This window comes from Arthrobacter sp. StoSoilB22, from assembly GCF_019977315.1.
Lineage (GTDB): Bacteria > Actinomycetota > Actinomycetes > Actinomycetales > Micrococcaceae > Arthrobacter.
The window spans coordinates 266,012-290,592 of the sequence record NZ_AP024652.1; the positions used below are offsets into that span (position 1 = coordinate 266,012).

The window sequence follows — 24,581 nt, forward strand, 5'->3', positions numbered from 1 at the left end:
AACACCATGACCAGCAGCAACTACACCATCACCGTCCTGGGCCTCGGCGCCATGGGCCTGCCCATGGCCACCCGCCTTGCCTCCGAGCTGACCGTTCACGGCTTCGACATCGCAGAGCCGCGCCTGGAGCTCGCAGCAGCGGCCGGCATCAAGACCTTCGACTCCGCCCGCGAAGCTTCCCAAGGTGCCGATGCGCTGCTGTTGGCCGTCCGCAACGGCGAGCAGCTCAACGATGTCCTCTTCGGCGAAAACGGCGTGGCCTCGGTACTGAAGCCGGGCGCCGTGGTGATCCTGGGCAGCACCGTTGGCACCGAAGCCATTCCCGCAACGGTAGCCAAGCTGGCCGAGTATGGCGTCGCGCTGGTTGATGCCCCGCTGTCCGGTGGACCCAAGCGTGCCGGCGAAGGTGACCTGCTGATCGTTGTTGGCGCCGAGCCCGAGGCACTCGAAAAGGCGCGCCCCGCACTGGAACTGCTGGCGTCCACCCTGAGCATCGTGGGCGACAAGCCCGGCGACGGCCAGGCACTGAAGACCGTCAACCAGCTCCTGTGCGGCGTCCACATCGCCGCCGCCGCAGAAGCCATGGCTCTCGCCGACGCCCTCGGCCTCGACCAGGCCAAGACCCTCGCCGCCCTGGAAGCAGGCGCCGCCGGTTCCTTCATGCTTTCCAACCGCGGGCCGCGCATCCTCGAGGCCTACACCGAAGAAGGTGCCGAGGTCCTCAGCCGCCTGGACATCTTCGTCAAGGACATGGGCATTGTGGGTAAGGCAACCCGGGCCGCCGGCCTCGCCGCACCCGTTGCTGCCGCTGCTGAACAGCTTTACCTTCTCGGCCAGGCCCAGGGCCTCGCCGCCGCCGACGACTCCGCCGTCATCAAGGTTGTTGCGCCCTCCAAGCGCACTGCCTAACCCCGGAGTTTTTGTACAGCTAACGCCCTCATGAGCAGCCCAGAAGGGCATTAGCTGTACAAAAACTCCACACCCCCAACAAGAACCCGCGACGACGGCGGTCCCCCCTTCGCCGTCGTCGCTACCTCCGCCGGTCTTGCCTAGACTGGTATGTCAAAGGAGACACCCCCAATGAACCCCCTCGTCAACTCGCTGATGGTTCGGGCGGCCGATGCCCCCGCCATCAAGCCCGCAGTGGAGCTGGGAACACCGCTTCTGCTGACCATCGCCGCGGCCGGGATCGCCCTGTTGCTGGTGCTGATCATCCGCTTCAAGATCCAGGCCTTTGTTGCCCTGCTGGCGGTCAGCATCCTGGTGGGCGTCGCCGCCCAGATCCCGCTCAAGGACATCTTCACCGTGGTGACCACCGGCGTTGGCAGCACCATGGGCAAGGTCGCCCTGCTGATCGCCCTCGGCGCCATCCTTGGCCGCATGATCGAGGTGTCCGGTGGCGTGCAGTCACTGGCCACGCACTTCACGGAGAAGCTCGGTGCCAAGCGCGTTGCTGTCGCTTTGACGGCCGTGGGCTTCCTGGTGGCCATCCCGGTGTTCTTCGAGGTTGGCGTGATCGTTCTGGTCCCCATCGTCTACGCCTTCGCCAAGATCGCCAACGTTCACCCCATCAAGTTCGGCCTGCCCATGGCCGGCATTATGCTGTCCATCCACGTCGCAGTCCCGCCGCACCCGGGCATCGTGGCCGGTGCCGGCGTCTTCGGCGCGGACATCGGGCTCATCACCATGATCTCGCTCATCATCTGCATCCCCCTCGGATTCCTCTCTTACTGGGTTGCCAGCATCATGAACCGCAAGGAGTACGAGCTCCTCCCCGGTGTGAAGCAGCAGGTGGAAGAATTCGGTTCCGAATCCCTGGTCCACGTGGGCCACGACGGCCCCGGCGCCCGCGCAATCGCACCTCCCCGCCCAGGCCTGATCATGTTCCTGATCGCCGCTCCGATCGTCCAGATCCTCCTCGGCACCGTTGGCACGCTGACCCTTCCCAAGGACAACTACTGGTACGGCGTGGCTGCGTTCATCGGCAACCCGTTCTTCGCGCTCCTGGTGGCCGTGGCGCTGTCCTTCTTCCTGCTGGCCGTTCGCCGTAACTGGTCGCTCAAGGAAACCGGCGAAATCTTCGAAGGTGCACTGCCTCCCATCGCGTCCATCCTCATGGTGGTTGCTGCAGGCGGTGTCTTCGGCGAAGTCCTCCGCACCTCGGGCATCGGCGCCGCACTGTCGCACACGCTGGACAGCCTGGGCCTTCCGGTGATTGTCCTCGGATTCATCATCTCCCTGGCACTGCGCGCCGCGCAGGGTTCGGCCACAGTGGCCATCGTGACCACCACCGGCCTGCTCACCTCCGCTGTGATGGAGGGCGGCTACTCGCCGGCCCAGATCGCCGTGATCGTGATTGCCATCGGCTTCGGCTCGCTGGGCCTGTCCCACGTCACGGACGCGGGCTTCTGGACCGTGATCCGCTACTACGGCCTCACGGTTTCCGACGGCCTCAGGACCTGGACCGTTCTCACCACCATCCTGGGCCTGGCCGGCTTTGCGCTGACGTATGTCGCCTGGATCCTGGTGGGGGGCCTGGGCCACTAATGCGCACCAAACTCGACCACTTGGTCAACTCCGCCCTGGCCTCCGGCTCGGCCGTTCCCGCCTTCACTTGCTACGACTTCACCACCGCCTTGGCTGTAGTGTCGGCGGCGGAGGAAGCCCGGCTCGGCGTGATCCTGCTGGTGGCTCCGAAAACTGCGTCCACACCCAACGGCCTGCGCCTCATTGCAGCCCTGCGCGGCCTCGCCGACGACGCCAGCGTCCCGGTTTCGGTCCAACTGGACCACGCTTCGGATCTCAAGGTCATCCTCGACTCGGTGGCCGCCGGTGCAGACGCGGTCCTGGCTGACGGTTCGTCCTTGCCCTACGAGGACAACATCGCCCTGGTTCGCGAAGTCCGAGCCGCGCTGGACGCCCAAGGCGCCTCCGACGTCGTCATCGAGGCTGAACTCGGCGGCCTTGCGGGTGACGAGGACAAGGCGTTTGGTGCCGAAGATTCAGCGCACGACGCCGGCACTTCAGTTGCGGGGCTCACCAACCCCACGCAGGTGGCTGACTTCGTGGCGCGAACGGGTGCGCAGCTGCTCGCCGTCGCGGTGGGCAACGTGCACGGAAAGTACAAGGGCGAGCCGAACATCCGTTGGGACGTGCTGCAGGAAGTTGCTGATAACACCGAGGTGCCGCTGGTACTCCATGGTGCGTCGGGCATTCCAGCGGATGAGCTCGCGAAGGCCCCTTCTCTGCAGGTGGGCAAGGTGAACTTCAACACGGAGCTGCGCACGGGAATCCTGTCCACTCTCGAAGCTGAAACCGCTGCACACCGGGCCGACGGTGAGAATCTGCAGGGTTTGCTGGCCCGCTGGAACGGCTCGGCTGCCACGTTCGCCGGCGCCACGCTGGAGTTGCTCAGCGCCTAGGGTCAAGTTCAAGAACACAGGGAGGCTAGGATCAAACCATGATCCTGGCCTCCCTGATTTTTGCGACGATAGCCGCCCTGCTCCACGTCTACATCTTCACCATGGAGTCCATTACCTGGACCAAGCCCAAGACCTGGAAAACGTTCAGCATCACCTCTCAGGCCGACGCGGAAACGACCAAGCCGCTCGCCTACAACCAAGGCTTCTACAATCTGTTCCTTGCCATTGGCGCGTTGATCGGCATCGTCGCAGTAGCCATGGGTGCAACCCAGGTCGGCTGGACCCTCGTCTTCAGCAGCTGTGGTTCCATGCTCCTCGCGGCACTCGTCCTCGCCGCCAGTGGAAAAAAGTACCTCCGCGCAGCAACGCTCCAAGGCACAACGCCGTTGCTCGCCGTCGTGCTTGGAATCATCGCCGTTACAACCTCCTGAGTTTTTGTACAGCAGATGCCCTGAAAACGCCTTCTGAAGGGCATCTGCTGTACAAAAACTCGCGGGCTTAGGACTCCGGGGGACCGGATTGTGCCGCTGCGCCGTCCATCCACAGGACTTCCCAGTGGTGGCCATCCAGGTCACGGAATGCGCGGCTGTACATGAAACCAAGGTCCTGGGCGTCGTAGGTTTCGGACCCGCCGGCTTCGAGCGCCTTGGCGGCCAAGGCATCCACGTCTTCACGGCTATCGGCAGAAATGGCGACAATGGCCGCCGTCGTGTTGTGCGTGTCCGCGATGGGCTGCTTGGTGAATTCGCTGAACTTGGCATGGGTCAGGAGCATGGCATAAATGGTGTCGCTGAAGACCACGCAGGCTGCAGTGTCATCGGTGAAATTAGGGTTGATGGTGTAGCCAAGGGCCGTGTAGAAGGCCTTGGATGCTTCAAGGTCGCTGACGGGCAGGTTGACGAAAATCGACGTAGTCATGCCTCTGATCCTGCCGGTGTTTCCATGAGCCGTCCAGAGGCAATTCTGCGGTAGCTGATATTCCGGAAGGGACAGGCGCCCCGCCTGCTGGTCCCGTACCTCAGCCGGGCGGACAATGAAGTCAGCACGCAAATGCGTGCCACTGCAGGGGAGCCATGGAGATGGATGCGAATCCTACCGCCGGCAAGGCGACGGCTGTGCAACGGGACCCGGTGATCGACCTTGTCCGGTTCACCTGCCTGCTCCTGGTGGTGGCCGCGCACTGCATGATGGTCAGCCCGGTCCTGCACAAGGACGGGACGGTCACTACCGTTAACGTGCTGATGGAGCAGGGTTGGTTCACCCCTGTGGCTTGGGGACTCATGATCGTGCCGTTGTTCTTCGTCCTGGGCGGTGTGACAGGTCTGCAATCATGGCGTCGGCTGAAGGCGCTTGGCGGGACTGGATTCGACTTCGCCCAGGTGCGGCTCCTGCGCTTGGTGCGTCCGGCCATGGCTTTGCTGGCGATCATGTGGGGAGGGCTGTGGATCGCGCTGCTGCTGGGTGTCCACCCGCAGGTCATCCAGTTAATGACCGCCGGCGCCGCCATGCCGCTCTGGTTCCTGGCGGCCTACCTCACAGCGCAACTCAGCATTCCCCTGATGGCCCGATTTCACGAACGCGCGCCACTTCTGACATTCGCCGCCCTGGTGGCCCTGATCATTACAGTCGATTCCCTTCGCGGCGCCATTCCCGTCCTGGCGTTCGCGAACATGATCTTCCTCTGGTGCGCCGTCCAACACCTGGGCTTTCTGATGGCTGACGGCTTCTTCGAGCACAGGAGCCGCACCTGGCTGGTTGGGGCCATCGTCTCCAGCAACCTCTTGCTCGGCGTGGTGACCGGTGTGGCCGTGTACCCGGGGAACATGGTGGTTAACCTGAACCCGCCCAATTTCTGCCTGCTCCTCTTGGGCATTTCCCAAGCCGCAACACTCCAGTTGCTGCACCCCGGTCTTCGGGCGATCGCCGGCTTCCGTTGGATCCAGGCAGTCATAGCCGTTGCAGGACGGCACTCCATGACCATCTATCTGTGGCATCTTCCGCTTCTGGTGGGCATGTCCGGGTTGCTGCTGCTCACTAATGTTCCCAAGCCGTCGGCCGGGACCGCAGAGTGGTGGTGGGCGCGAATACCCGTCTTTTTCGCGGTTGTAGCCCTGTTGGTCCCTGTGGTGTGGCTTCTTGGTCGCTTGGAGAACCGTCCGACGGCGGCCAGCCACGCCCGCGGTCCGTTGCGTTCCGCTGTGGTGACGGCCGGCGTCGTGGTTTTAGTCCCGGTGGCTGATGCCGCCTTGAACGGTTTGACGCTGGCACTGTTGGGCGGGGGAGCGGCCTGCTTCGCCCTTGCCGTCCTTCTTCTCGGAAGGGTTCCGACGCCGGTGGTGCAACCGCCGCTGCGGGAGGACGCGGAAGTATCCGTGGAGCGGTTGCGGACGTTGCCAGAGCCGGATTTACGTGCCAATCTCGAAACATGACCGAGTACACGGATTCACTGGCAGAGTCGTTCCGCCCTGGCGTCACCACAGTGCGCAACGACAAATTTCACCGCTATGAGCTACATGTGGACGGAGAGTTGGCCGTGATTTCCCAGTTCATGGACAAGCCCGGTCATATTGACTTCATTCACACTGAGACGAAGCCGGGGTTCAACGGCCAGGGCCTGGCGAAAGTACTGGCGCACTTTGCGTTGGATGATGTGGTGGCGTCCGGAAAGCGGATCATCCCGCATTGCCCTTACATTGCCGCGTACTTGAAGAAGCACGAGGGCTACGAACAGGACGTTGATTGGCCTGCTGAGAAGCCTGTGGGCCAACCGAACAACGAGTAGACGTTCAGCTCTTTTTGCGTTGGACCGTGGTGGTCTGGAACGGCCAGATCGGTGGTGTTCCGCTGAGGGAGACCAAGGCGTCATGCTCATCGGCGATGAGCTGTCCCCGACACGTGGCCCGGACCTGCATTGCACTGACCAGGCTTCCGCCGTGCAGGTGATCGGAGTCCGTGACCAGGTAGGAGAAGCTCCGCATCACTGATTGGCCAGGGGCCAGGCGGCTGATTTCAAGATCCCGATGGACAGGTTCAGTGGTGTAGTGGAGTACCTCCATGCCCTCGTTGGTGAAGGAACGCGGTATCAAGGCGATGTCCCGCAGGTAACTGCCCGAGTCGTTGGTGATCCATGCCGTGAAAATGACAGTATCGCCCGGAATGGCCCAAGTCCTGTCCGCGCCGTAGACCAAGGCGACATGTCCCGCGTTCTTCTTGCGGGCAAGCAGTCCGGAGCGGCAGTGCGGCAATCCCCGAACCACGGCCCCCTGACGCCGGTGGGCCTTTTGGTGGAGTGCGCGCGTCAACTTCAGGAGGGGGCGCCGGACGCCGGTATTTCCTCGGCTCAGTGCGGCGGTTGGGAAGGTCATGACTCACTAGTGCTGCCAAGTACGGAATCGTGACGCGAAAAATGCAAAAACATGAGTTCTCTACAGGTATGACGAGCGCGATTCAAGTCACGCGGAATCTGATGTCACACTACTGCTTATGGATCATGTAACTTCGGTAAAGGGCGGCGGGGACGCCTCAGCCCTCGCAATGGCCGCTGAAAGCGATCCCCACATCATTTCCATGGTGCGTCAGGGGGTTACGGAAGCCTTCGACGTCCTCTATGAGCGGCACCTGAAGATTGCCCAATATGTGGCTCGTGCCCAGACCGACAATCCCAGTGACGCCGACGATGTTGTTGCTGAGTCATTTGCCACAGTCTTCCAGTTGCTGACCGAAGGCAAGGGGCCCAAGGAGTTCTTCCGTTCCTATCTCCTGACCGTGGTGCGCCGCACGGCTCACGACCGGAACCGCAGGGCCCGACGAATGCCGACTGCTGCCGACGACGCCGTCCTGGATTCCGCTGTATTGGACAGCGACCCCGTCCTCAACGACCTCGAGTCCAGCATCATGGCCAGGGCGTTCAAGTCCTTGCCCGAACGCTGGCAGGCCGTACTCTGGCACCTGGACATTGAAGGCCTGAAGCCGGCCGCGGCGGCTCCGCTGGTGGGGCTCACTCCCAATGGCGTCTCGTCGTTGGCCCTCCGGGCGAGGGAAGGACTGCGTCAGGCCTACCTCCAGCAGCACATCAGCCAGACGATGGATGACGGCTGCGAAGAGTACGCCAGCCAATTGGGAAAGTACGCCCGCAACGCCCTGAGACGCACCTCTGCGGAGAGAGTCAGGATTCACCTGGACGGCTGTGCCAAGTGCACTGCCCTGCTGATGGAACTTAACGACGTCCAAGGCGGCATGAGGGCCATCCTGTTCCCCTTGGTGACGGGCATCGCCTTCAGTCCGGCCGCGTATGCGTCGCTTGGATCAGCAGCCATAACCCCAGGGACCATCGCGGCGCGCAGCGTCAGCCACGTGTGGAAGATAGCGGCGGCGATCGTGGTGGGAGTACTGGCGCTGGTGGGAGTCCTCGGATGGTTGCTTCAACCCACTGCCGCCACCGAGTCCGATGCTGCTGGGGACGGTGGTGCGAAAGTCCCTCCGGTCCACGCGACGTCAGCTCCAGCCACAACACCCTCGCCAACTACAACGCCTTCGCCACCCCCAACGCCGGGGGTCGAGGCTACCGGGGTGTCACCGGGTCTTGCCCAGGTTCCCGCTGCAGAGACGCCCGTGGCCGCCGAGCCGAAACCCACCGCCGTCGAGACTCAGCCAGCGGAGGGGAAGCGCAGTGCCGTGGTGGTGGACTCCGGGACGGTGTCGTCGACGGCGGCGCCCGCGGCTTCCAGCCCTACGGCACCTGAAACGCAAACGGTCGATGCGACGTTCGCCTCAGCTGCCGGCTCCGGTTCCGGGGAACGGGAGCTCCGTGTGGAGTTCGCGGTGGACGGCGAGGGGTCGCCCACAACGGGAGAAGTGGTCTTTACCCTCCCGGACCAGGCGACTTTCGTGGCGGACAGGACTGCTGCTCCCACTGGGTGGACGTGCGCCGGAACGGCTTCCCAACCCCGTCAAGTCCGTTGCGTCACGACCTCAATGGCCGCTCACGATCTTGCGTTCCGGCTTGGCGTCGCCCTGCCGGATGCTGCCCGCGGAGGGATGCTCAATTACCAGTTTGGCGGCCGAGGCATTGCCAACAAGTCCTTCGCCAACGCCTATCACTAGGCAACTTGTGCCCACTGCTTGTGCTTGACGGCTTGTCCTTGGCGCGGCAAATGATGGATTCCCAAAAAGTTTTTCGGATTTCCGCGTCATGATTCGGCCGCTGCCCTCACCTTAAGTTCGGGTCTCCTGTGTTTTCGGTGCCCCCGTTGGATGCATTGATTTTTCAACGACAAGAACATCTGGTTGAGCGCACTGAGGAAAACCCATGAAGGACGTACGTCCACGCAAGCTTCTTGCGGGCATGATCGCTACGGCTTTGATGACGGCCGTGATGTCGCTGGGGTTTGGTGGAGCCTCAGCGCAGCCTGCCTGGGCCACGGCACCTGGAACACCTGGCGTGGCCCAGGCAGGCACTACTGTCTACGTTGAGGACTTCTCCAACGAGGACGCCACGGCCGGGGCCATCGGCATCCTGGACTATCAGGGCGGTCCAGCAGCAGCCCATGAAAGCTATGAAGCTGACACGCCTTACACGCCGGCGGGCGGCGAATGCGACGGCTGGATTCTGAACTCCTTCACTCCGTTGCCCACGGCTGACTCCGGTTGCCTCAGGAACCAGCCGGCCGGTTGGGCGCAGGTCCAGCAGATGGCCGTAGAGCTCGGCTTGGCACAGGGGCAGAGCCCGGAGCAAGCTGCCGGAAATCAGGTGTTGTCCGAGTACACCAACAGTGCCGCCGGAAGCATCGCGGCCGGTGTGCAGTTCCGTACAGAGGGGAACGCTGTTCCGGCAATAGCGGGCCACTACTACGCTGTGTCCGCATACTTCGCCCAAGTGAACTGCCATGCAGCACACGCCAGCCAGACCTTCAGCCTCCTCGTCAATGGGACGCGGCAAGTCCTCAGCGCCGGGCTTGATCCGTGTGGCAGCAGCACCCAGGCCAGCGTTCACGTCACCAAACTGCAATCCGTTCCCTACCAAATCCCGGCTGGCACCATCAACCCCACCCTTGGTCTGGAACTCCGGAATGAGACCACTACCGGAGCCGGCAATGATGTGGCGTTCGACCTCCCGCAGATTGTGGACGTCACACCGCAGCTGGACAAAGCCTTCACTCCTTCCCTGGTGGGTCCTGGCGGTACGTCCCGAATGACCCTGACGGTCACCAACACCGATGAACTGGCAGCGAAGAATGACTGGTTCTTCACGGACACCCTCCCCACCGGAGTTGTGGTGGCCGCTACCCCCAACCTCGGCGGGACGTGTGAACAGTCGACAGGGACCAGCCCGATGCTGCGGACTGCGGCGGCCGGAAGTCCCTCGATTTCCGTGACCGGCGGTGATATGGCGCCGGGCATGTCGTCGTGCACCATCACGGTGGACGTCACCGCTGCTGTAGAGGGAACGTACGCTGACGGTCCTGCCTCTATGGCCACCAACCTGGTCCCGCCAGCGAACGCTGCCCTGACCGTGCGCGCCCCGCGCCTGGAAATGAGCACGGCTCTGAATGCGACACGCCTGCAGAATTCGGACCAGTTCACCACTGAAATCCGGGCAGGCTCGGCCGATGGGCCGGTGGTGGGCAGTAGCGTGAACTCCACCACCACGGGGTCCGGTGCCACGGTCACTGCGGGTTCCGGCACCACTGGCCAGTACGTTGCCGCAGCGGGCGCCACGTATTACCTCACTCAATCGGGCACAAACCTGTCCGGCTATGACAAGAACATCACTTGTGCCGACGCCCACGGACTGCAGCCGGACCTACCCAACGGCGCGGCCTTCCCCGGTTGGCTTGCCATCGTTCCCGTCGCCGGTGCCGACATCAGCTGTGTGGTGACCGCCACGGCCGACTCGGCGCCGGACATGGAGGTCACTGTCCTGGCCGACGCTTCCGCCGTCCGGTCTCCTGCAGTTGTGGGGGACCGGATCGGGTACTCGTTGACGGTAAGGAATACGGGAAACGTCACACTGACCGACGTAGTGATCAACGATTCGAAGCCTGTCCTTTCTGCCATGGCCTACAACTGGCCAGGCATTCCGGGGGAGCTTCTTCCCGGCCAGCTGCTGGTAGCGACCGCATCGTATGCCATTACCCAGGCCGACATCGACGCCGGCCACGTCGCCAACAGTGCTTGGGCTACCGGGAACCCTCCCGCGGGTCCGCCTGTCACTCCACATACCGGCGTTGCAGACACTCCCTTGGTGATGGCGCCGGCCATGCAGTTCACCGGGTCTTCAAGGAAACCCGATGCTGAGGTGTCGAAAGTGGGCGATGTCATCGCCTACACCTTCACCTCGACCAATAGCGGCAACGTCACGCTCAAGGACGTGGAGATCGATGCTCCGCTGGTTGGCCTTTCCTCCTTGGACTACAACTGGCCGGGTACTCCGGGCGTGATTCTCCCCGGCCAATCCGTGACGGCCGCGGCAACGTATACGCTCACTCAGGCGGATATCGACGCCGGCCGCGTGGTCAGCAGCGCGTCCGCCACGGGTACTCCTCCCGTGGGCCCTTCCGTCACGCCGCCGCAGAGTGAAACAGGCACTACGCTGAACACCATCTCGACGTTGGAGTTCGGGATAACCGGGGACGCTTCCGCGCTGGGAGACCCGACGCGGGTGGGCGAGATGATCGTGTACAGGTTCACGCTGCACAACGCCGGGAGTGCGCCACTGACGGCTGTGGCAGTGGCCCATCAGAGGCAGGTTCTCACGGATCTGGACTACGCCTGGCCCGGTGCCGCAGGAACCCTGTTACCCGGTGAAACTGTCACCGCTACGGCACGTTATGCGGTCACCCAGGCCGATACCGACTCCGGAAACGTCACCTATTCGGCCACGGCAACTGGTACGCCTCCGCGGGAACTCCCGGTGATCACTCCACCAGCGAGGGTTACTGTGACTTTTCCTCCGGTCTCCCCGGATGGGGCGGCGCCCCCGGAGGGTACGTCTCCTGCGGCGGGTACCAATCCGGGATCGGGTAAGCATCCTCCATCGGGTACGCATCCTCCATCGGGTACGTTCGGGGCCGGGGATGACCCGGCGCCGGCAACCACTCCTGCGGGGGCCGCCAATGCCCCCGGGACTTCGGATGTCCCTGGCCAGCCTGAGGGATTCCTGGCCAGCACCGGGGCTGTCCTCACGGTGCTACCCATCAGTCTGCTGGTTACCGGGTTGGGGCTTTTCATGCTCCTCAGTGGACGCCGCAAGCGCTCCAAGGCATAGGGCATAGGGCATAAAGTGCGCGGCGGCCGGGACCCATCCCCGGTGCCGCATGCTGTGTCGGTTATACCGAGTTTGTTGGTGAGGGTCTCTTACGTTGCCACTGCACTGCGTGCCAGAAGAGCAGGGCGGCGGCCAGCAGCAGGCCGCCCAGGAGTACGTACGGGGTGTAGGACATCAGCATGAAGCTGAGCTGCGCCGATGTGTTGAACTGTGTTGGTCCTGCCATCGCTGCCGCTGCTTCGGTCAAGGCCCAGAACCCGAAGCCCAACAGCCCTGCATCCAGCACCCACAGCGCAATGATGAAGGGGTTGGGCGAAGCGCGTTTATGCGCGGGGTCTGCGGGTTCGGGCGCGTCAGGGCTGACGGCGGGCATGGCGTTGCCGTGCTCGTCGATTTCGCGGAAACCGATGCGTTCGTGAACGTGGTCTTGCATGAGGTCCCCCAACCGCTTGTTGCCGATAGTCCTTGCACTCTACTCCCTGCCCGATGCGAGCCGCAGGTGGCAGCTGCTGGTGGCTGTGGACGTTTCGGGTGGCCGAAAAGCGAGCCACATTTTGCACCCAATGTCGCTGGATGGAAAGTCAATGACGCGGTCCCGGGCGGGAAAAACGCGAGAAACCGCCTTCTAGGCGAAATAGGTCACAAAAGTTTGACGGAAAGGCTTACCTAAGTAAGGCTTACCTTGCTAACAAGCGCCCCAACGCAATGGAAGGAAGCTGACGTGACGTCACCTAGTGTCGAAGAGCGGATCGCTCAGGAGCAGGATTTTGGCTCCAAAGTGGAACTGGCCCTCGCTGCCACAAACCAGCTGTTCAACGCACGAAATTCACCCAGTTACGTCGCTCAGGTCCTCCAAGGGGTCAATGCGGTCTCCACCAAGGTCCAGCGGACCTCCCAGCCGTTTACCGGCGTCGGGCATGCAGAACTGAAAGCCAAAGTTGGTGCCGTGGACCTGGAGCGACCGCTGCCGGACACGGCCGCTGCCCTGGAAGAGCTGGACGATCTCTACCTCAAGGACGCCATCTACTTCCACGATTCCCGCTACGCCGCACACCTGAACTGCCCGGTGGTCATCCCCGCGCTGGTAGGTGAAGCCGTGCTCTCGGCCGTGAACTCGTCCATGGACACCTGGGATCAGAGCGCGGGTGCAACCATGATCGAGCGCCGCCTCATCGATTGGACCGCGGAGCGCATTGGTTTCGATGCCGACGCTGATGGCGTGTTCACCTCCGGCGGCAGCCAGTCCAACTTCCAAGCGCTGCTGATTGCCCGCAACCACGCGGTCGCCAAGCTGCGGGCGACGAACGGGGACGCCCGCCTGCCGCACCTGCTGGACCGGCTCCGGATTTTCACGTCCGCGGACAGCCACTTCAGCATCCAGAAGTCCGCGTCCATGTTGGGCCTCGGCTTCGACGCCGTGATTGCCGTGCCCACCACCGAAGACCACCGCATGGACCCCGCTGCACTCGCGGCTGCTTTGGCAGAAGCGCACGACGCCGGTCTGGTGCCGATGGCGGTTGTGGCCACTGCCGGGACCACGGACTTCGGTTCGGTTGACCCGCTCTCCGAGCTGGCGGCACTGGTCCGTGCCTACGATTCCTGGCTCCACGTGGACGGCGCATATGGTGGCGGCCTCATCGTGTCCGGCCGTCACCGGCACCTCCTGAAGGGGATTCACCTGGCGGATTCTGTCACCGTGGACTTCCACAAGACTTTCTTCCAGCCGGTCAGCTCCAGCGCAGTCCTGGTCCGTAACGGCTCCATGATGGGCCATGTCACGTACTACGCGGACTATCTGAACCCGGAAAGCGCTGCGAAGGCCGAGATTCCCAATCAGGTGGACAAGAGCATTCAGACCACCCGCCGCTTCGATGCCCTGAAGCTGTGGTTGACCTTGCGGATCATGGGTGCGGATGCAATCGGGGCGCTCTTCGACGAAGCTATCGACCTCGCCGCCCGGGTAGGGACCTTGCTGGCTGAGGACGCCGAGTTTGAGCTCGCCGCCGCACCGCAGTTGAGCACTTTGGTATTCCGCTACCGCCCGATGGTGGACGGTGCAGCCCTCGACGACGACGCTGCAGACGCCCTCAATCCCGCCATCCGCGCAGCGATCTTCGCTTCAGGCGAGGCCGTGGTTGCCGGCACTAAGGTGGCTGGCCGCCACTACCTCAAGTTCACCCTCCTCAACGCCGAGGCGAGCTTGAGGGACATCCAGGAAATCATCGAACTTATCCGCCGGACGGGCAGCGAGCTGCTGGCGAACACCACGGAGGCTGCAGCGTGAGCACCCAAGACAACGGCAAGATCTACGACGTCGCAGGGATCGGCGTCGGGCCTTTCAACCTGGGCCTGGCCGCGCTGAGCGAGCCTGTGGAGAACCTCGACTGCGTGTTCCTGGACCGCCGTGAGTCCTTCGACTGGCACCCTGGCATGATGCTGGAGCCGGCGCACCTGCAGGTTCCGTTCATGGCGGACCTCGTGACGCTCGCCGATCCGACGTCGCCGTTCTCCTTCTTGAACTTCCTGAAGCAGACCGGCCGGCTGTACCGCTTCTATATCCGGGAGAACTTCTACCCGCTGCGTGCCGAGTACAACCAGTACTGCCAGTGGGTGGCCGGGCAGCTTGAGTCTGTTCGTTTTAGCACGGATGTGCTGGATGTGACGTACGACGACGGCGTGTACCGGCTTTCGGTGCAAGGCCCGGAGGGGGCCGAGGTGCTTCGCGCCCGCAAGCTGGTCCTGGGCACCGGCACCTCGCCCTATGTTCCGGATTCCTGTGCAGGGATAGTGGACGCCGGAGGACTTGTCCTCCACAACGCCGATTACCTGTCGAGGAAGAGTGAGCTGCAGTCCAAGCGCAGCATCACCATAGTGGGCAGCGGCCAGAGTGCTGCGGAGCTGTACTACGAGTTGCTTCAGGAAATCGATGTGTACGGCTACCAGCTCAACTGGGTAACCCGTTCAGGCCGTTTCTTCCCGTTGGAGTACACCAAGCTCACCCTGGAGATGACCTCGCCGGAGTACGTTGACTACTTCCACTCGCTCCCGGGGGAGCAGCGCGATTCCCTGATCAAGAGCCAGAAGAACCTCTACAAGGGCATCAACTCGGACCTGATCGACGACATCTACGATCTCCTGTACACCAAGAGCCTCTCCGGAATGGTGGACACGCAGCTGCACACGCACTCGTCGCTCACCGCCGCGGAGTGGGACGCTGCCACGGGCACCCACACGCTCCAGCTGCACCACGAGGAGCACGGGAAGAGCTACAGCCTGGAGTCCGAAGCCGTGGTCCTCGCCACCGGGTACAGCTACAAGGAGCCCGCCTTCCTGGCCGGTATCCAGGACCGGATCCGCCGCGACTCCAAGGGCCGTTTCGACGTCGATCGGAACTACGGCACCGGTGTGGAGGCTGGCGAAATCTTCGTCCAGAACGCCGAGCTGCACACCCACGGCTTCGTCACCCCGGACCTCGGCATGGCTGCTTACCGCAACTCCTGCATCCTGCGCGAAATCACCGGCCGCGAGGTGTATCCGATCGAGCGAAGCATCGCGTTCCAGCAGTTCGGCGCGCCTGCTGCCGTGCCTGCCAGCGTAGCTGAGACAGCGGGGGCAACAGTATGAGCTTCACCTTCCGGCCCATCGATCCCGTAGCGGACGCACCTGTCCTCCACAGCTGGGTGAGTCAGGCATACGCGCGATTCTGGGGCATGGTTTCGGCCACCGAGCAGGATGTTGTGGAGGAGTACTCCAAGATTGCCGAATCGGGCCATCACCAAGCCTTTTTGGGGCTCGACGACGGCGTCCCCGCCTTCCTCATGGAGCGGTACCGGCCGGAGTCCTCGCCGCTGGCAGACGTCTACGAGGTCCAACCCGGTGATGTTGGCATGCACCTTCTGGTGTCACCGCCCGCAGGCGATCCCCAGCCTGGTTTTACCACCGGCGTCATGCAGTCCGTGATGGCGGAACTGTTCGCCGACCCGGTGACCCGGCGGGTCGTCGTCGAGCCTGACGCCCGCAACCACAAAATCCATGTCCTGAACGAGAAGGTCGGTTTCCGGCCGCACGGCGTGGTGACCCTTCCCGCCGTCGACCCCGCCGAAGACCATAAGCAAGGGCTGCTGAGCTTCTGCACCCGTGAGGATTTTCTCGCTACCCTGACCCCGATTCTGGCCGCGCCTGCCGCGGCGACCAGAGGAGAATTCCTGTGACCACCACTGCCGATAACGCCACCACCACTGCGGCTGTTGATTCCGTGTCCCACCTGACCCCGGAACGCTGGGCAGCCGCCAACCGGCACCTGGTCCGAAAGGCGATCGCCGAATTCTCGCACGAGCGCATCCTGGTCCCGGAGCTGATCCGCCAGGAGGGCGCCGGCGTGGGGCTTTACAAGGTGGTGAGCGATGACGACGCTACGGAATACCGTTTCCGCGCCAAGCTGCTGCAATTGGAGCACTGGTCCGTCACCGCCGAATCCATCGTTCGGTTGCGGGACGGCAAAGAGCTCCCTGTGGATGCCTTGGACTTCATTGCCGAGTTCCACGAGGCCCTGGCCATCCGCCAGGAAATGCTGCCCGTGTATCTGGAGGAAATCAGCAGCACGCTGGCCAGCCATGCCTACAAACAGGGCAAGCCGTTCAGCTCGGCCGAATTGGCCGCGGGCATCACGGGTGGGACTGACCGGGCCGCTGATTTCCAGGCCATTGAGCACAGCATGACCGAGGGCCACCCTTGTTTCGTGGCCAACAACGGCAGGCTTGGATTCGGGATTGCGGACTACCACGCGTTCGCTCCGGAGACCGGTGCAACCGTGAAGCTGCAGTGGATAGCCGTGCACCGCAGCAAGGCTGTGTTCACATCGAGTGCTGGGCTGGATTACCGGACGCACTTCGAGGCTGAACTGGGGCCGGCCACTCTTGCGTGGTTCAACGCGGAACTGTCCGCATCCGGGCTGGATCCGGAGGACTACCTCCTCATGCCCGTCCACCCGTGGCAGTGGGACAACAAGCTCACGGTGACGTTCGCGGCAGAAATCGCCCAGCGCCACATCGTGAACCTTGGTACGGGCGAAGATTCGTACCAGGCGCAGCAGTCCATTCGTACGTTCTTCAATACCGATTTCCCGGAGAAGGCCTACGTCAAGACGGCCATGTCTGTGCTGAACATGGGCTTCATGCGCGGGTTGTCTCCGCAGTATATGAAGGCAACTCCGGCCATCAATGACTGGCTGCAGGAACTGATCGGCAATGACCAGGAGCTCCAGAACCGGGGCCTGGCCATGATCCGTGAAACCGCGGCAATCGGGTACCACAACCACTACTACGAGGCTGCCTCGGCCAAGGGTTCGCCCTACCGCAAGATGCTCTCTGCCCTGTGGAGGGAAAGTCCGCTGCCGCTGCTGGAGGACGGCCAGCAGTTGGCCACCATGGCATCGCTGCTGCACGTGGATTCGTCCGGAAACTCCGTGGTTTCTGCCCTGATTTCCCGGTCCGGCCTGGCGCCCACCAAGTGGCTTCGCCGCTACTTCGAGGCCTACCTCGTGCCGCTGGTCCACTGCCTTTATGAGTACGAGCTCGCTTTCATGCCGCACGGTGAGAACGTCATTCTGATCCTCGAAAACGGCGTGCCCGTCCGGGCGATCATGAAGGACATCGCCGAGGAAATCGTGGTCATGGGGGACAGGCTGGAGCTTCCGGAGGAAGTCTCCCGCGTCAAGGCTGAAATCCCTGCCGAGGAAATGGTCCTGGCCATTTTCACGGACGTGTTCGACTGCATTTTCCGCTTCCTCGGAGCCATTCTTGTTGAGGACGGGACGCTGCGCGAGGACGAGTTCTGGGGGACCGCTGCCTCCGTACTGCGGGAGTACCAGCAGCGCCACCCGGAGCTTGCTGACCAGTTCGCTATGCACGATCTCTTTGCGCCGGACTTTGAGTTGTCCTGCCTCAATCGCCTGCAATTGAGGAACAACCAGCAGATGCTGGACATCTCCGATCCCTCCGGCGGGCTCCAGATGGCCGGCCGCTTGGCCAACCCCTTGGCTAAGTTTGCTTAGGCAGACCCTGGGGAAGCCCTAGGGGAAGCTTGGGGACCGCAGGGCTGTGGCACTTCCTGCGGTCCCTGCCGTCATCGCCCCCCACAGGGTTATTGTCAAAGTGACGATAACCCTGCTACAGTCATTATTGTCAGAATGATAATAACGAACTGAAGGATGACGATGATGGCGCTGCTCGACTGGATGAACTCTGCGGCACTTCCCAACCTCTTCGGCAGTCCGGTGAGCTGGATCGAAATCATTGGGTTCGTCACCGGCGCAGCCTGCGTCTATGGAGTCGCGAAGCAGAAGCTGTGGAACTGGCCCATAGGAATCCTGAACAACATCGCGTTCATTATCCTGTTCCTCGGAGCCGGTCTGTACGGTGAAACCGTCCTGCAGGTCATTTTCGCCGCTGTCGCTGTCTACGGTTGGTACAACTGGATCCGCGGCAATACCGGTACGGACAGCCGGAACGACCTCCCCATTCGGGATGCCAGCCGTAAAGAGCTTTTCCTTGGCCTCGGGGCCACGGCGATCGGTACTGCAGTTGTGGCGATGGTCCTCACCCACGGAACCGATTCCCAGGTTCCCTGGCCGGACGCTTTCGTGCTGACCGCATCCCTGGTGGCCACCTACGGGCAGGCCAAAAAGATCTTCCAGCACTGGTACGTGTGGATCTTCATCGATGTGGTCTCCATCCCGCTCTACTTCAGCCGCGGCCTGACGTTGACCGCCATCCTCTACCTCGGGTTTCTCGCTCTCTGCGTCTATGGACTCATCGACTGGAAGCGCACCCGAAGCGCTGCAACGCCGGCCACCCCCGAAGCCATCAAGGCAGGAGCCTGAGATGTACAAGCAAGCAATGGTCATCGGCAAGTTCTACCCGCCGCACGCGGGCCACGCACATTTGATAGCCACCGCCGCGGCCCAGTCCCGGAAGGTTGCCGTCCTGGTACTTGGCAGCCGTTTTGAGTCCATCACTATTGATGAACGGGTCAGGTGGCTGGCCGCTGAATTCGATGACGTCCACGGAGTGGAAATCTTCGGAATGCGCAATGACTGCCCCGAGGACTACCACTCGGACGAAATTTGGACTGCCCAGAACGAGCTGATGCGGCTGGCCTTGAAGAGCCATGGTGTGACAACAATCGACGCGGTCTTCAGCTCCGAAGAATACGGTTCACGCCTTGCTGCGGCTTTCGGAGCAGAGCACGTGCCGGTGGACCCGTCCCGGCAGGCCTATCCGATCAGCGGCACCATATGCAGGGAGGACCTCGGCACCTCATGGCCGTACATCATCGCTCCCGCCCGCCAGGAACTGGCAACGCGGATCATCGTGGTGGGCGCCGAGTCCACTGGCACCACCACTTTGGCCAACGCGCTGACCGAACATTACCGGCCGAGGTTCCCCCGGATTGCCGACGTCCCCGAGTATGGCCGTCAGTTCACCTACGAGAAGTTCCACCGCCTCCGCTCGGAGACGCCCGACGCCGGTATAGAGGACATGGTGTGGACCGCCGAGGACTTCAGTTTGATTGGCGCACGGCAGAACGCGATGGAAAACGCGGCAGCGGATGCCTGCCCCTTGGTGATAGCAGACACCGATGCCCTGGCCACCACGCTGTGGGAGCGGTACTACCTCGGCGAAGGAAGCTTTGGCTCCTTCCACGCGGCAGATGTTCTGCCCCGCAGGGATCTGTACTTGATCACCGATCACGAGGGCGTGGACTTTGAAGACGACGGGTGGCGTGAAGGCGAGCACCGGCGGGCAGAAATGACCGAGTGGTTCAAGGAAACCCTGACCGAGGAGGGGCATTCCTGGATTCTGGTCACAGGTGACCATGATCGGCGTGTGAAGACTGCCGTCGAGACGATTGACCTCATCCTTGCGCAACGGAGCGGATTCACTTCACCGCCGTGGGCAAGCCGAACCGTTCTGGCCCCATCCGTTGTGGCCCCATCCGTTCTGGAAAGGGCATCGGCATGACGGCGAATTCACAGTCCGCGAAGGAATTCCTCCAAAGCTATAACCCCGGGGATTACCCTTCCGTGGCCCTCACCGCAGATCTGGTGGTCTTCGCGGTGTCCGCGGGCGCTTTGAACGTGGCGCTGGTTCGCAGGGGCGGGCATCCGTTTAAGGATGAGCTGGCGCTGCCCGGTGGTTTCGTCGGACCTAAGGAGTCTGCCGAACAAGCGGCACAACGGGAGCTCGTAGAAGAGACGGGGCTGGACCTTGGGAAGTTGCCGGTACACATCGAGCAGTTGGCCACGTACACCAGCCCGGATAGAGACCCGCGGATGCGAGTGGTTTCCGTTGCCCACCTGGCCCTGCTCGCGACGGACGGGAGCGTACTACCGGGGATTGCCGCAGGGTCCGACGCCGCAGCTGCTGCATGGCACCCTGTCCACGACGTCCTGCGCAGCAACGATCTGGCCTTCGATCACCTCGAAATCCTGCAGGACGGTCTGCGGCGGCTGGCCGGCAAGATGGAATACACCACGGTCGCAGCCCGCCTGCTGCCGCACGAGTTCACCCTGACGCAGTTTCGCACCGTCTACGACGCAGTGTGGGACACCACCCTTCCGGCGGGAAACTTCACCCGAAAGATGATGTCCCACCTGACTGACACAGGCCGAAAAGCGAGGGCGGCTACCGGTGGTGCCCCGGCAGCGCTGTTCACCGCCACTGACCGGCACATCCATCCGCCCATGGCGAACCCAACGAACTTGGCAAACCCAACAACCCATCTAGCGCGTTAGAGAAGCAGCATTGCCTCCGTGGAGTAGCTCTGCGACGAGCTCATTGATCCCCGGAACCAGCACACTGCGTGGACCGAGGGATCGCCGGGAATGACCATGGGCCGGAGGTTGTCCACATCCGATCCCTCGGTGATGGCTTCCCATGTCCAGCTGGCGCCGGAATCGGAAGTCCGGCCCCGGTAGATCTCGTAGTGCGCAGTGGTTGCACCGGTTCGCGGGTCCACGGGTGCGGAGATGTAGACGCGATCCAGGTTGTTCGGGTCCACAGCACCCAGCCCGGTGTAGTCCTGCTCGTGCGGTAGCAAGCCGGGACCGGCGACGGCGAGGGGATGCAGCTTCCAGCGCAACCCATCAAAGCGGGCGTACAGCAGGCGGTGATCGTCGACGTCGAGCCTTTGCTCCCGCTGCAGCGGACCGTTCACGTCGTTGGCCCGGCACGTGAGGATCGCCGCGAGTTCCTTGCCTTGCCGGCGAAGGTCAGTAGTCCAGCCATGGGTGAGGACATCGCCGTCGAGCGTTAGCCCGGCTTCGAAAACGGTGGTGAGGGCCGTCTGGTTGATCCCGGCTGAGCCGATCACGGGCTTGCTGACCACCTTGCCCTCGGCGTCGTGGAGCGCATCGCCCTGGATGTAGCCGTGGTAGATGCTGTTGTTGTAGTCGCGTGGGTGGTGGTCCGTGGTGATGAGGTCGATCCGGTCCGTGCCGTTGCCGGCATAGCGGGTGTAGCCGTTGACGTAACCGATTTTGGGTCTGGTGAAGAGCTTGCCGCCGTAGCTCCAGGTGCTGCCGTGGTCCTCGGAAATCATCAGCGTGGGGTCGTCGTTGATGGCGCGGACAAAATTGTAGACCCGGCCTTCGGTGCTTAGAGCGTGCAGGTTGGAGTAGGTGGCGCCGCGACCGTCGGCGAGTTCCGTCCAATCGAACTGCTGCTCCGGTTCCCACTGGGAAGCGTCGTGCGGCTTGGTGGAGACGCGCCAGCGGGAGTAGTTGTCCGTTTTGTGCTTGGCGTACATTGCCACATAGTGGCCGTCGGGCCGGATGAGGAGGGCGGGAGTGTTGTGGTCATCGGACTCCAACCTTTCATGGAGTACGTGGACGCGGCTCTGACCGGTAGCAAGGTTCACCACCGCAACTTCAATGTTGCCGCCACGTTCCGCACCACCCTGTCCTTCAGGTGCAGCGACCGAGCCCACCAGCAAGGTGTTGTTTGCGGGGTCGATCAGTGCGCGCTCGTCCTGGAACCAACACCACGCCCCGTTGTTGTTGAGGACAAGTGGCTCTTGGGGGAAAGAGTTGACCATGGGAATCCTTTGCCGCTTTGCATCGTTTCAATTCCGGTGTGGGTACTAGTCTAGGCGCATGACCACTCGAGCCAACGAACTTACAGCCTTGGTAACCGGGGCCACCGCCGGTCTCGGTGCAGAATTCGCCCGCCAACTTGCCGAAGCCGGACACCACCTGATCCTGGTCGCCCGGGATGAACAGCGCCTCAAAGAAACAGCCGAGGAACTTGAACGCGACTTCAGTATCTCGGCGGAGGTCCTTTCCGCGGACTTGACCACCGACGTCGGCGTCTCAGCCGTCGCAGACCGTTTGCGGGACGCTTCACGGCCTGTGGATGTCCTTGTTAACAATGCCGGAATCGGGCTGTTGAAGTCGTTCGAACGGAATGAGCTGGACGAGGAACGCCGGCACCTGCGGCTCCACGTCCAGACACCCATGGAGCTGAGCCACGCGGCATTGGAAGTCATGCTGGCCCGGGGGAAGGGACGGATCATTAACGTCGCCAGTGTGGCAGCGTTCGCCAATAGGGGCAGCTACTCGGCGGCCAAAGCCTGGCAAGTGACCTTCAGCCGGTGGGCCAACACCGCCTACGCGAAATCCGGCGTGCAGGTCACGGCCGTTTGCCCCGGTTTCACCCACACCGAATTCCACGATCGCATGGGCATGGACAAATCCGTTGCACCCCGATTCCTATGGCTGACAGCCGATCGCGTAGTGCGCGAAGGGCTGGAGGACAACGCCAAAGGCAAGGCAGTCTCCATTCCGACGCGTCGGTACAAGGTGGTCAGCTTCTTCGCCCGTGTCCTCCCGGCGAAGCTCACGTCCGGCCCGCCTCGCCGGCGGTTGGAACCCTAGCTCGCCGGCCGTTGGAACCATAAGCCCCAAAAATTGTCCTGCGGCTGCTTTCCTGACGGGGTGGCTGGCTTTAGGCTGATGCTGGAGTGCGGCACCGGGCGCGGCTGCTGCGCTGGGGCTACAGCAGCGTGGTCCCGCAAACGGGGCCCGCGAGTCGTCCCGCTTTCCCGCGAACCATGCCGTGTCCGAAGCAGGTAACGCATGGACGAGGCAGCTCCCACGGACGGCTCCAGACAGGGAGGACACGACGGCGGAACGGTCGCCGTCGAGGACAGCGACGCACGCCTGGTGCTTCTTGTCCGAGCAGGAACCACGGCCGCGTTCGAGACGCTCTATGCGCGGCATCAGCCCATGGCTCGAACCGTGGCCGCCGCCCAGCTGGATAATTTTGCTGATGTTGACGATGTTGTGGCGGATGCGTTTGCCTCGGTCTATCAGTCCCTGGCTGCCGGGAAGGGGCCCGATTCCTTTTTCCGCGCCTATCTGCTGACTGCGGTTCGGCGTGTGGCCCACCGCGTCAACCGGGACGCGACCCGTACCAGCCCGACATCCGAATCGTACATTCTGGATACCGTGGATGCCCATGATGATCCCGCCGTAGCGAAGTTCGAATCTGCGGCGGTGGCTCAGGCGTTCCGGTCCCTACCGGAACGCTGGCAGGAAGTCCTTTGGTACGTGGACATTGAAGGGCTGAAGCCTGCAGCCGCTTCGCCGCTCCTGGGCCTGACGCCCAATGGAGTGTCCGCACTCGCACTCCGGGCGCGGGAGGGCCTGCGCCAGGCGTACCTCCAAAACCACATCAGTACATCGGCAGGGGAAGATTGCGAGGAATACTCAACGCAATTGGGTGCGTACTCGCGCGAAGGATTGAGCCGGCGCAAGCAAGCCCGGGTGCAGGAACATCTGGAAGGCTGCCCCAAATGCACCGCCCTGCTCCTTGACCTCAGTGACGTTCAGTCCGCCATGCGCGCATGGATCTTCCCGCTGGTAGCAGGGGTAGCCTTCAGCTCGGCCTTCCCTGCGCTCGCAGGCGGAGGCGGGGGAGCCGGTGGCACTGGGTCGGCACCAGGCGGCACCGTCATCCGCGGGGTGGAACCCCGGGGAATTTCCCTGCCCTGGAAAGTGGGCGCTGGCGTCTTGGCGGTGGCAGCAGTGGCAGCGAGTGCCGCCATGGCGCTGGGAGTTGCGGGCGCCACCACCTCCGAGCCGCCGATTGTGGGTGCATCGCCATCCCCGGGTGAGCCCACGAATCCGCTGATCCCACCGGTTGCTGAGGACATTTCGGAGGAGTATCCGCTATTACCGGACTTCAGCGATCCGTCCCAAGGCAGCCCCGAGAAGCCGGCCTTCTACCCCTTCCCGCCCAGCACCACACCAGACCCCGGCCCCTTACCCAGTCCGTGGCCATCGCCGGGTGAAACTCTGCCGCCAGCGCTTCAGCCATTGCCTACCATTGCACCTTCGGACCCTGCCACCTTGCCGCCGCTGCAGCCCACGCCGGCACCTTCCGTAAGTCCTTCGCCGAACCCGACAGCAAGCCCAACGCCCATCCCCACGCCGAGCCCCGGCCCCAGCGAAACGCCGGCTCCCTTGCCTGCAGTGACGGCCACGTTCACCGCTGTGCCGGGCACAACGGCGTCGGACACCAACGTCACTGTCACTTTCCGCCTCAAGGACCAAACGGCGGTGCCCGCGTCCGCCGAGGTGGTCTTTACGATTTCCGCCGGCACGGACATGATCCCGGGCAAGCTCGTTGAACCGGCGGGCTGGACCTGTTTAAAGGAGGCTGCTGCCACAACGCAATTCCGTTGCACCAGCACCGCCGTGGACCCGGATGACCTGACGTTCCTGCTCGGAGTGTCCAAGCAGGACGAGGCGGAGGTGGCTACGCTCGACTACTCATTCAGCGGCACAGGCATAGGGACGGTGACCTTTTCCAACACCTTCTGACGTGACCAGG

The 24,581-nt window shown here is 63.0% G+C and carries 21 protein-coding genes; 17 read left to right on the forward strand and 4 right to left on the reverse strand.

The features are described from left to right. The first annotated feature begins 6 nt into the window (after positions 1 to 6). The 4 genes from LDN70_RS01280 (at position 7) to LDN70_RS01295 (ending at position 3,853) form a co-directional block, all read left to right on the forward strand. On the forward strand, positions 7 to 909 hold the full coding sequence (locus tag LDN70_RS01280) for an NAD(P)-dependent oxidoreductase (protein ID WP_223941476.1): 903 nt from the start codon (positions 7 to 9) through the stop codon (positions 907 to 909). Between the two features lie 171 nt (positions 910 to 1,080). Beyond that, positions 1,081 to 2,547: a GntP family transporter gene (locus LDN70_RS01285; protein ID WP_223941477.1), complete on the forward strand. Its 1,467-nt coding sequence runs from the start codon at positions 1,081 to 1,083 to the stop codon at positions 2,545 to 2,547. Next, entirely contained in the window at positions 2,547 to 3,422 is an 876-nt protein-coding gene (locus tag LDN70_RS01290) for a class II fructose-bisphosphate aldolase (RefSeq protein ID WP_223941478.1), read from the forward strand. Before LDN70_RS01285 ends, LDN70_RS01290 begins: the two co-directional genes overlap by 1 nt. A gap of 38 nt (positions 3,423 to 3,460) precedes the next feature. Then, positions 3,461 to 3,853 carry a DUF1304 domain-containing protein gene (locus tag LDN70_RS01295; RefSeq protein ID WP_142937068.1) on the forward strand — a complete coding sequence of 131 codons (393 nt, stop codon included), beginning with the start codon at positions 3,461 to 3,463 and terminating at the stop codon, positions 3,851 to 3,853. Between the two features lie 67 nt (positions 3,854 to 3,920). On the opposite strand, the gene LDN70_RS01300 is transcribed toward LDN70_RS01295, so the two are convergent. After that, the gene (locus LDN70_RS01300) at positions 3,921 to 4,340 is read right to left on the reverse strand and encodes a VOC family protein (protein ID WP_223941479.1); all 420 of its coding nucleotides are present in this window, start codon (positions 4,338 to 4,340) and stop codon (positions 3,921 to 3,923) included. 155 nt (positions 4,341 to 4,495) lie between these two features. Here LDN70_RS01300 and LDN70_RS01305 point away from each other — a divergent pair, with 155 nt between their 5' ends. Beyond that, positions 4,496 to 5,851, forward strand: a complete 1,356-nt coding sequence (locus LDN70_RS01305) for an acyltransferase family protein (protein ID WP_142937066.1) — start codon at positions 4,496 to 4,498, stop codon at positions 5,849 to 5,851. After that, positions 5,848 to 6,204, forward strand: a complete 357-nt coding sequence (locus LDN70_RS01310) for a GNAT family N-acetyltransferase (protein ID WP_142937065.1) — start codon at positions 5,848 to 5,850, stop codon at positions 6,202 to 6,204. The genes LDN70_RS01305 and LDN70_RS01310 overlap by 4 nt, the downstream gene beginning before the upstream one ends. Positions 6,205 to 6,208: 4 nt before the next feature. Here the strand turns inward: LDN70_RS01310 and LDN70_RS01315 are convergent, their stop codons facing one another. Continuing rightward, on the reverse strand, positions 6,209 to 6,787 hold the full coding sequence (locus tag LDN70_RS01315; RefSeq protein WP_223941480.1) for a hypothetical protein: 579 nt from the start codon (positions 6,785 to 6,787) through the stop codon (positions 6,209 to 6,211). A 118-nt stretch (positions 6,788 to 6,905) separates the two neighbouring features. On the opposite strand from LDN70_RS01315, the gene LDN70_RS01320 reads away from it, so the two are divergent. Next, complete coding sequence (locus LDN70_RS01320) at positions 6,906 to 8,525, forward strand: sigma-70 family RNA polymerase sigma factor (RefSeq protein WP_223941481.1); 1,620 nt, start codon at positions 6,906 to 6,908, stop codon at positions 8,523 to 8,525. Between the two features lie 205 nt (positions 8,526 to 8,730). Beyond that, entirely contained in the window at positions 8,731 to 11,688 is a 2,958-nt protein-coding gene (locus tag LDN70_RS01325) for a CLIPPER-2 domain-containing protein (RefSeq protein ID WP_223941482.1), read from the forward strand. A 61-nt stretch (positions 11,689 to 11,749) separates the two neighbouring features. Here LDN70_RS01325 and LDN70_RS01330 read toward each other — a convergent pair whose 3' ends face one another. After that, positions 11,750 to 12,121, reverse strand: a complete 372-nt coding sequence (locus LDN70_RS01330) for a hypothetical protein (protein ID WP_142937061.1) — start codon at positions 12,119 to 12,121, stop codon at positions 11,750 to 11,752. Positions 12,122 to 12,409: 288 nt separating this feature from the next. On the opposite strand from LDN70_RS01330, the gene LDN70_RS01335 reads away from it, so the two are divergent. From LDN70_RS01335 to LDN70_RS01365, 7 genes are all read left to right on the forward strand, one after another. Further along, on the forward strand, positions 12,410 to 13,972 hold the full coding sequence (locus LDN70_RS01335) for a pyridoxal phosphate-dependent decarboxylase family protein (RefSeq protein ID WP_286198874.1): 1,563 nt from the start codon (positions 12,410 to 12,412) through the stop codon (positions 13,970 to 13,972). Further along, on the forward strand, positions 13,969 to 15,312 hold the full coding sequence (locus LDN70_RS01340; RefSeq protein ID WP_223941483.1) for a lysine N(6)-hydroxylase/L-ornithine N(5)-oxygenase family protein: 1,344 nt from the start codon (positions 13,969 to 13,971) through the stop codon (positions 15,310 to 15,312). The genes LDN70_RS01335 and LDN70_RS01340 overlap by 4 nt, the downstream gene beginning before the upstream one ends. Continuing rightward, positions 15,309 to 15,899 carry a GNAT family N-acetyltransferase gene (locus LDN70_RS01345; protein WP_223941484.1) on the forward strand — a complete coding sequence of 197 codons (591 nt, stop codon included), beginning with the start codon at positions 15,309 to 15,311 and terminating at the stop codon, positions 15,897 to 15,899. Before LDN70_RS01340 ends, LDN70_RS01345 begins: the two co-directional genes overlap by 4 nt. Beyond that, positions 15,896 to 17,740, forward strand: a complete 1,845-nt coding sequence (locus tag LDN70_RS01350) for an IucA/IucC family protein (protein ID WP_223941485.1) — start codon at positions 15,896 to 15,898, stop codon at positions 17,738 to 17,740. The genes LDN70_RS01345 and LDN70_RS01350 overlap by 4 nt, the downstream gene beginning before the upstream one ends. A gap of 162 nt (positions 17,741 to 17,902) precedes the next feature. Continuing rightward, on the forward strand, positions 17,903 to 18,568 hold the full coding sequence (pnuC, locus tag LDN70_RS01355) for a nicotinamide riboside transporter PnuC (protein WP_223941486.1): 666 nt from the start codon (positions 17,903 to 17,905) through the stop codon (positions 18,566 to 18,568). A gap of 1 nt (position 18,569) precedes the next feature. Beyond that, positions 18,570 to 19,709: an AAA family ATPase gene (locus LDN70_RS01360; RefSeq protein ID WP_223941487.1), complete on the forward strand. Its 1,140-nt coding sequence runs from the start codon at positions 18,570 to 18,572 to the stop codon at positions 19,707 to 19,709. After that, positions 19,706 to 20,482: an NUDIX hydrolase gene (locus LDN70_RS01365; RefSeq protein WP_223941488.1), complete on the forward strand. Its 777-nt coding sequence runs from the start codon at positions 19,706 to 19,708 to the stop codon at positions 20,480 to 20,482. The genes LDN70_RS01360 and LDN70_RS01365 overlap by 4 nt, the downstream gene beginning before the upstream one ends. On the opposite strand, the gene LDN70_RS01370 is transcribed toward LDN70_RS01365, so the two are convergent. After that, positions 20,479 to 21,783, reverse strand: coding sequence for a BNR-4 repeat-containing protein (locus LDN70_RS01370; RefSeq protein ID WP_223941489.1), 1,305 nt, complete (start codon positions 21,781 to 21,783; stop codon positions 20,479 to 20,481). The two genes, LDN70_RS01365 and LDN70_RS01370, sit on opposite strands and share 4 nt — an antisense overlap. 58 nt (positions 21,784 to 21,841) lie before the next feature. Between LDN70_RS01370 and LDN70_RS01375 the strand changes: the two genes are divergently transcribed. Continuing rightward, a complete protein-coding gene (locus tag LDN70_RS01375; protein ID WP_223941490.1) occupies positions 21,842 to 22,621 on the forward strand; it encodes an SDR family NAD(P)-dependent oxidoreductase in 780 nt (259 codons plus the stop codon). Between the two features lie 201 nt (positions 22,622 to 22,822). Then, a complete protein-coding gene (locus LDN70_RS01380; protein WP_223941491.1) occupies positions 22,823 to 24,571 on the forward strand; it encodes a sigma-70 family RNA polymerase sigma factor in 1,749 nt (582 codons plus the stop codon). Positions 24,572 to 24,581: the final 10 nt, after the last annotated feature.

Coding starts and splice junctions, on each gene's coding strand:
- LDN70_RS01345 (WP_223941484.1), top strand. CDS start 15,309: ATGAGCTTCACCTTCCGGCCCATCGATCCCGTAGCGGACGCACCTGTC.
- LDN70_RS01320 (WP_223941481.1), top strand. CDS start 6,906: ATGGATCATGTAACTTCGGTAAAGGGCGGCGGGGACGCCTCAGCCCTC.
- LDN70_RS01325 (WP_223941482.1), top strand. CDS start 8,731: ATGAAGGACGTACGTCCACGCAAGCTTCTTGCGGGCATGATCGCTACG.
- LDN70_RS01305 (WP_142937066.1), top strand. CDS start 4,496: ATGGAGATGGATGCGAATCCTACCGCCGGCAAGGCGACGGCTGTGCAA.
- LDN70_RS01370 (WP_223941489.1), bottom strand. CDS start 21,783: ATGGTCAACTCTTTCCCCCAAGAGCCACTTGTCCTCAACAACAACGGG.
- LDN70_RS01310 (WP_142937065.1), top strand. CDS start 5,848: ATGACCGAGTACACGGATTCACTGGCAGAGTCGTTCCGCCCTGGCGTC.
- LDN70_RS01375 (WP_223941490.1), top strand. CDS start 21,842: ATGACCACTCGAGCCAACGAACTTACAGCCTTGGTAACCGGGGCCACC.
- LDN70_RS01365 (WP_223941488.1), top strand. CDS start 19,706: ATGACGGCGAATTCACAGTCCGCGAAGGAATTCCTCCAAAGCTATAAC.
- LDN70_RS01280 (WP_223941476.1), top strand. CDS start 7: ATGACCAGCAGCAACTACACCATCACCGTCCTGGGCCTCGGCGCCATG.
- LDN70_RS01295 (WP_142937068.1), top strand. CDS start 3,461: ATGATCCTGGCCTCCCTGATTTTTGCGACGATAGCCGCCCTGCTCCAC.
- LDN70_RS01285 (WP_223941477.1), top strand. CDS start 1,081: ATGAACCCCCTCGTCAACTCGCTGATGGTTCGGGCGGCCGATGCCCCC.
- LDN70_RS01380 (WP_223941491.1), top strand. CDS start 22,823: ATGGACGAGGCAGCTCCCACGGACGGCTCCAGACAGGGAGGACACGAC.
- LDN70_RS01315 (WP_223941480.1), bottom strand. CDS start 6,787: ATGACCTTCCCAACCGCCGCACTGAGCCGAGGAAATACCGGCGTCCGG.
- LDN70_RS01330 (WP_142937061.1), bottom strand. CDS start 12,121: ATGCAAGACCACGTTCACGAACGCATCGGTTTCCGCGAAATCGACGAG.
- pnuC (WP_223941486.1), top strand. CDS start 17,903: ATGATGGCGCTGCTCGACTGGATGAACTCTGCGGCACTTCCCAACCTC.
- LDN70_RS01360 (WP_223941487.1), top strand. CDS start 18,570: ATGTACAAGCAAGCAATGGTCATCGGCAAGTTCTACCCGCCGCACGCG.
- LDN70_RS01290 (WP_223941478.1), top strand. CDS start 2,547: ATGCGCACCAAACTCGACCACTTGGTCAACTCCGCCCTGGCCTCCGGC.
- LDN70_RS01300 (WP_223941479.1), bottom strand. CDS start 4,340: ATGACTACGTCGATTTTCGTCAACCTGCCCGTCAGCGACCTTGAAGCA.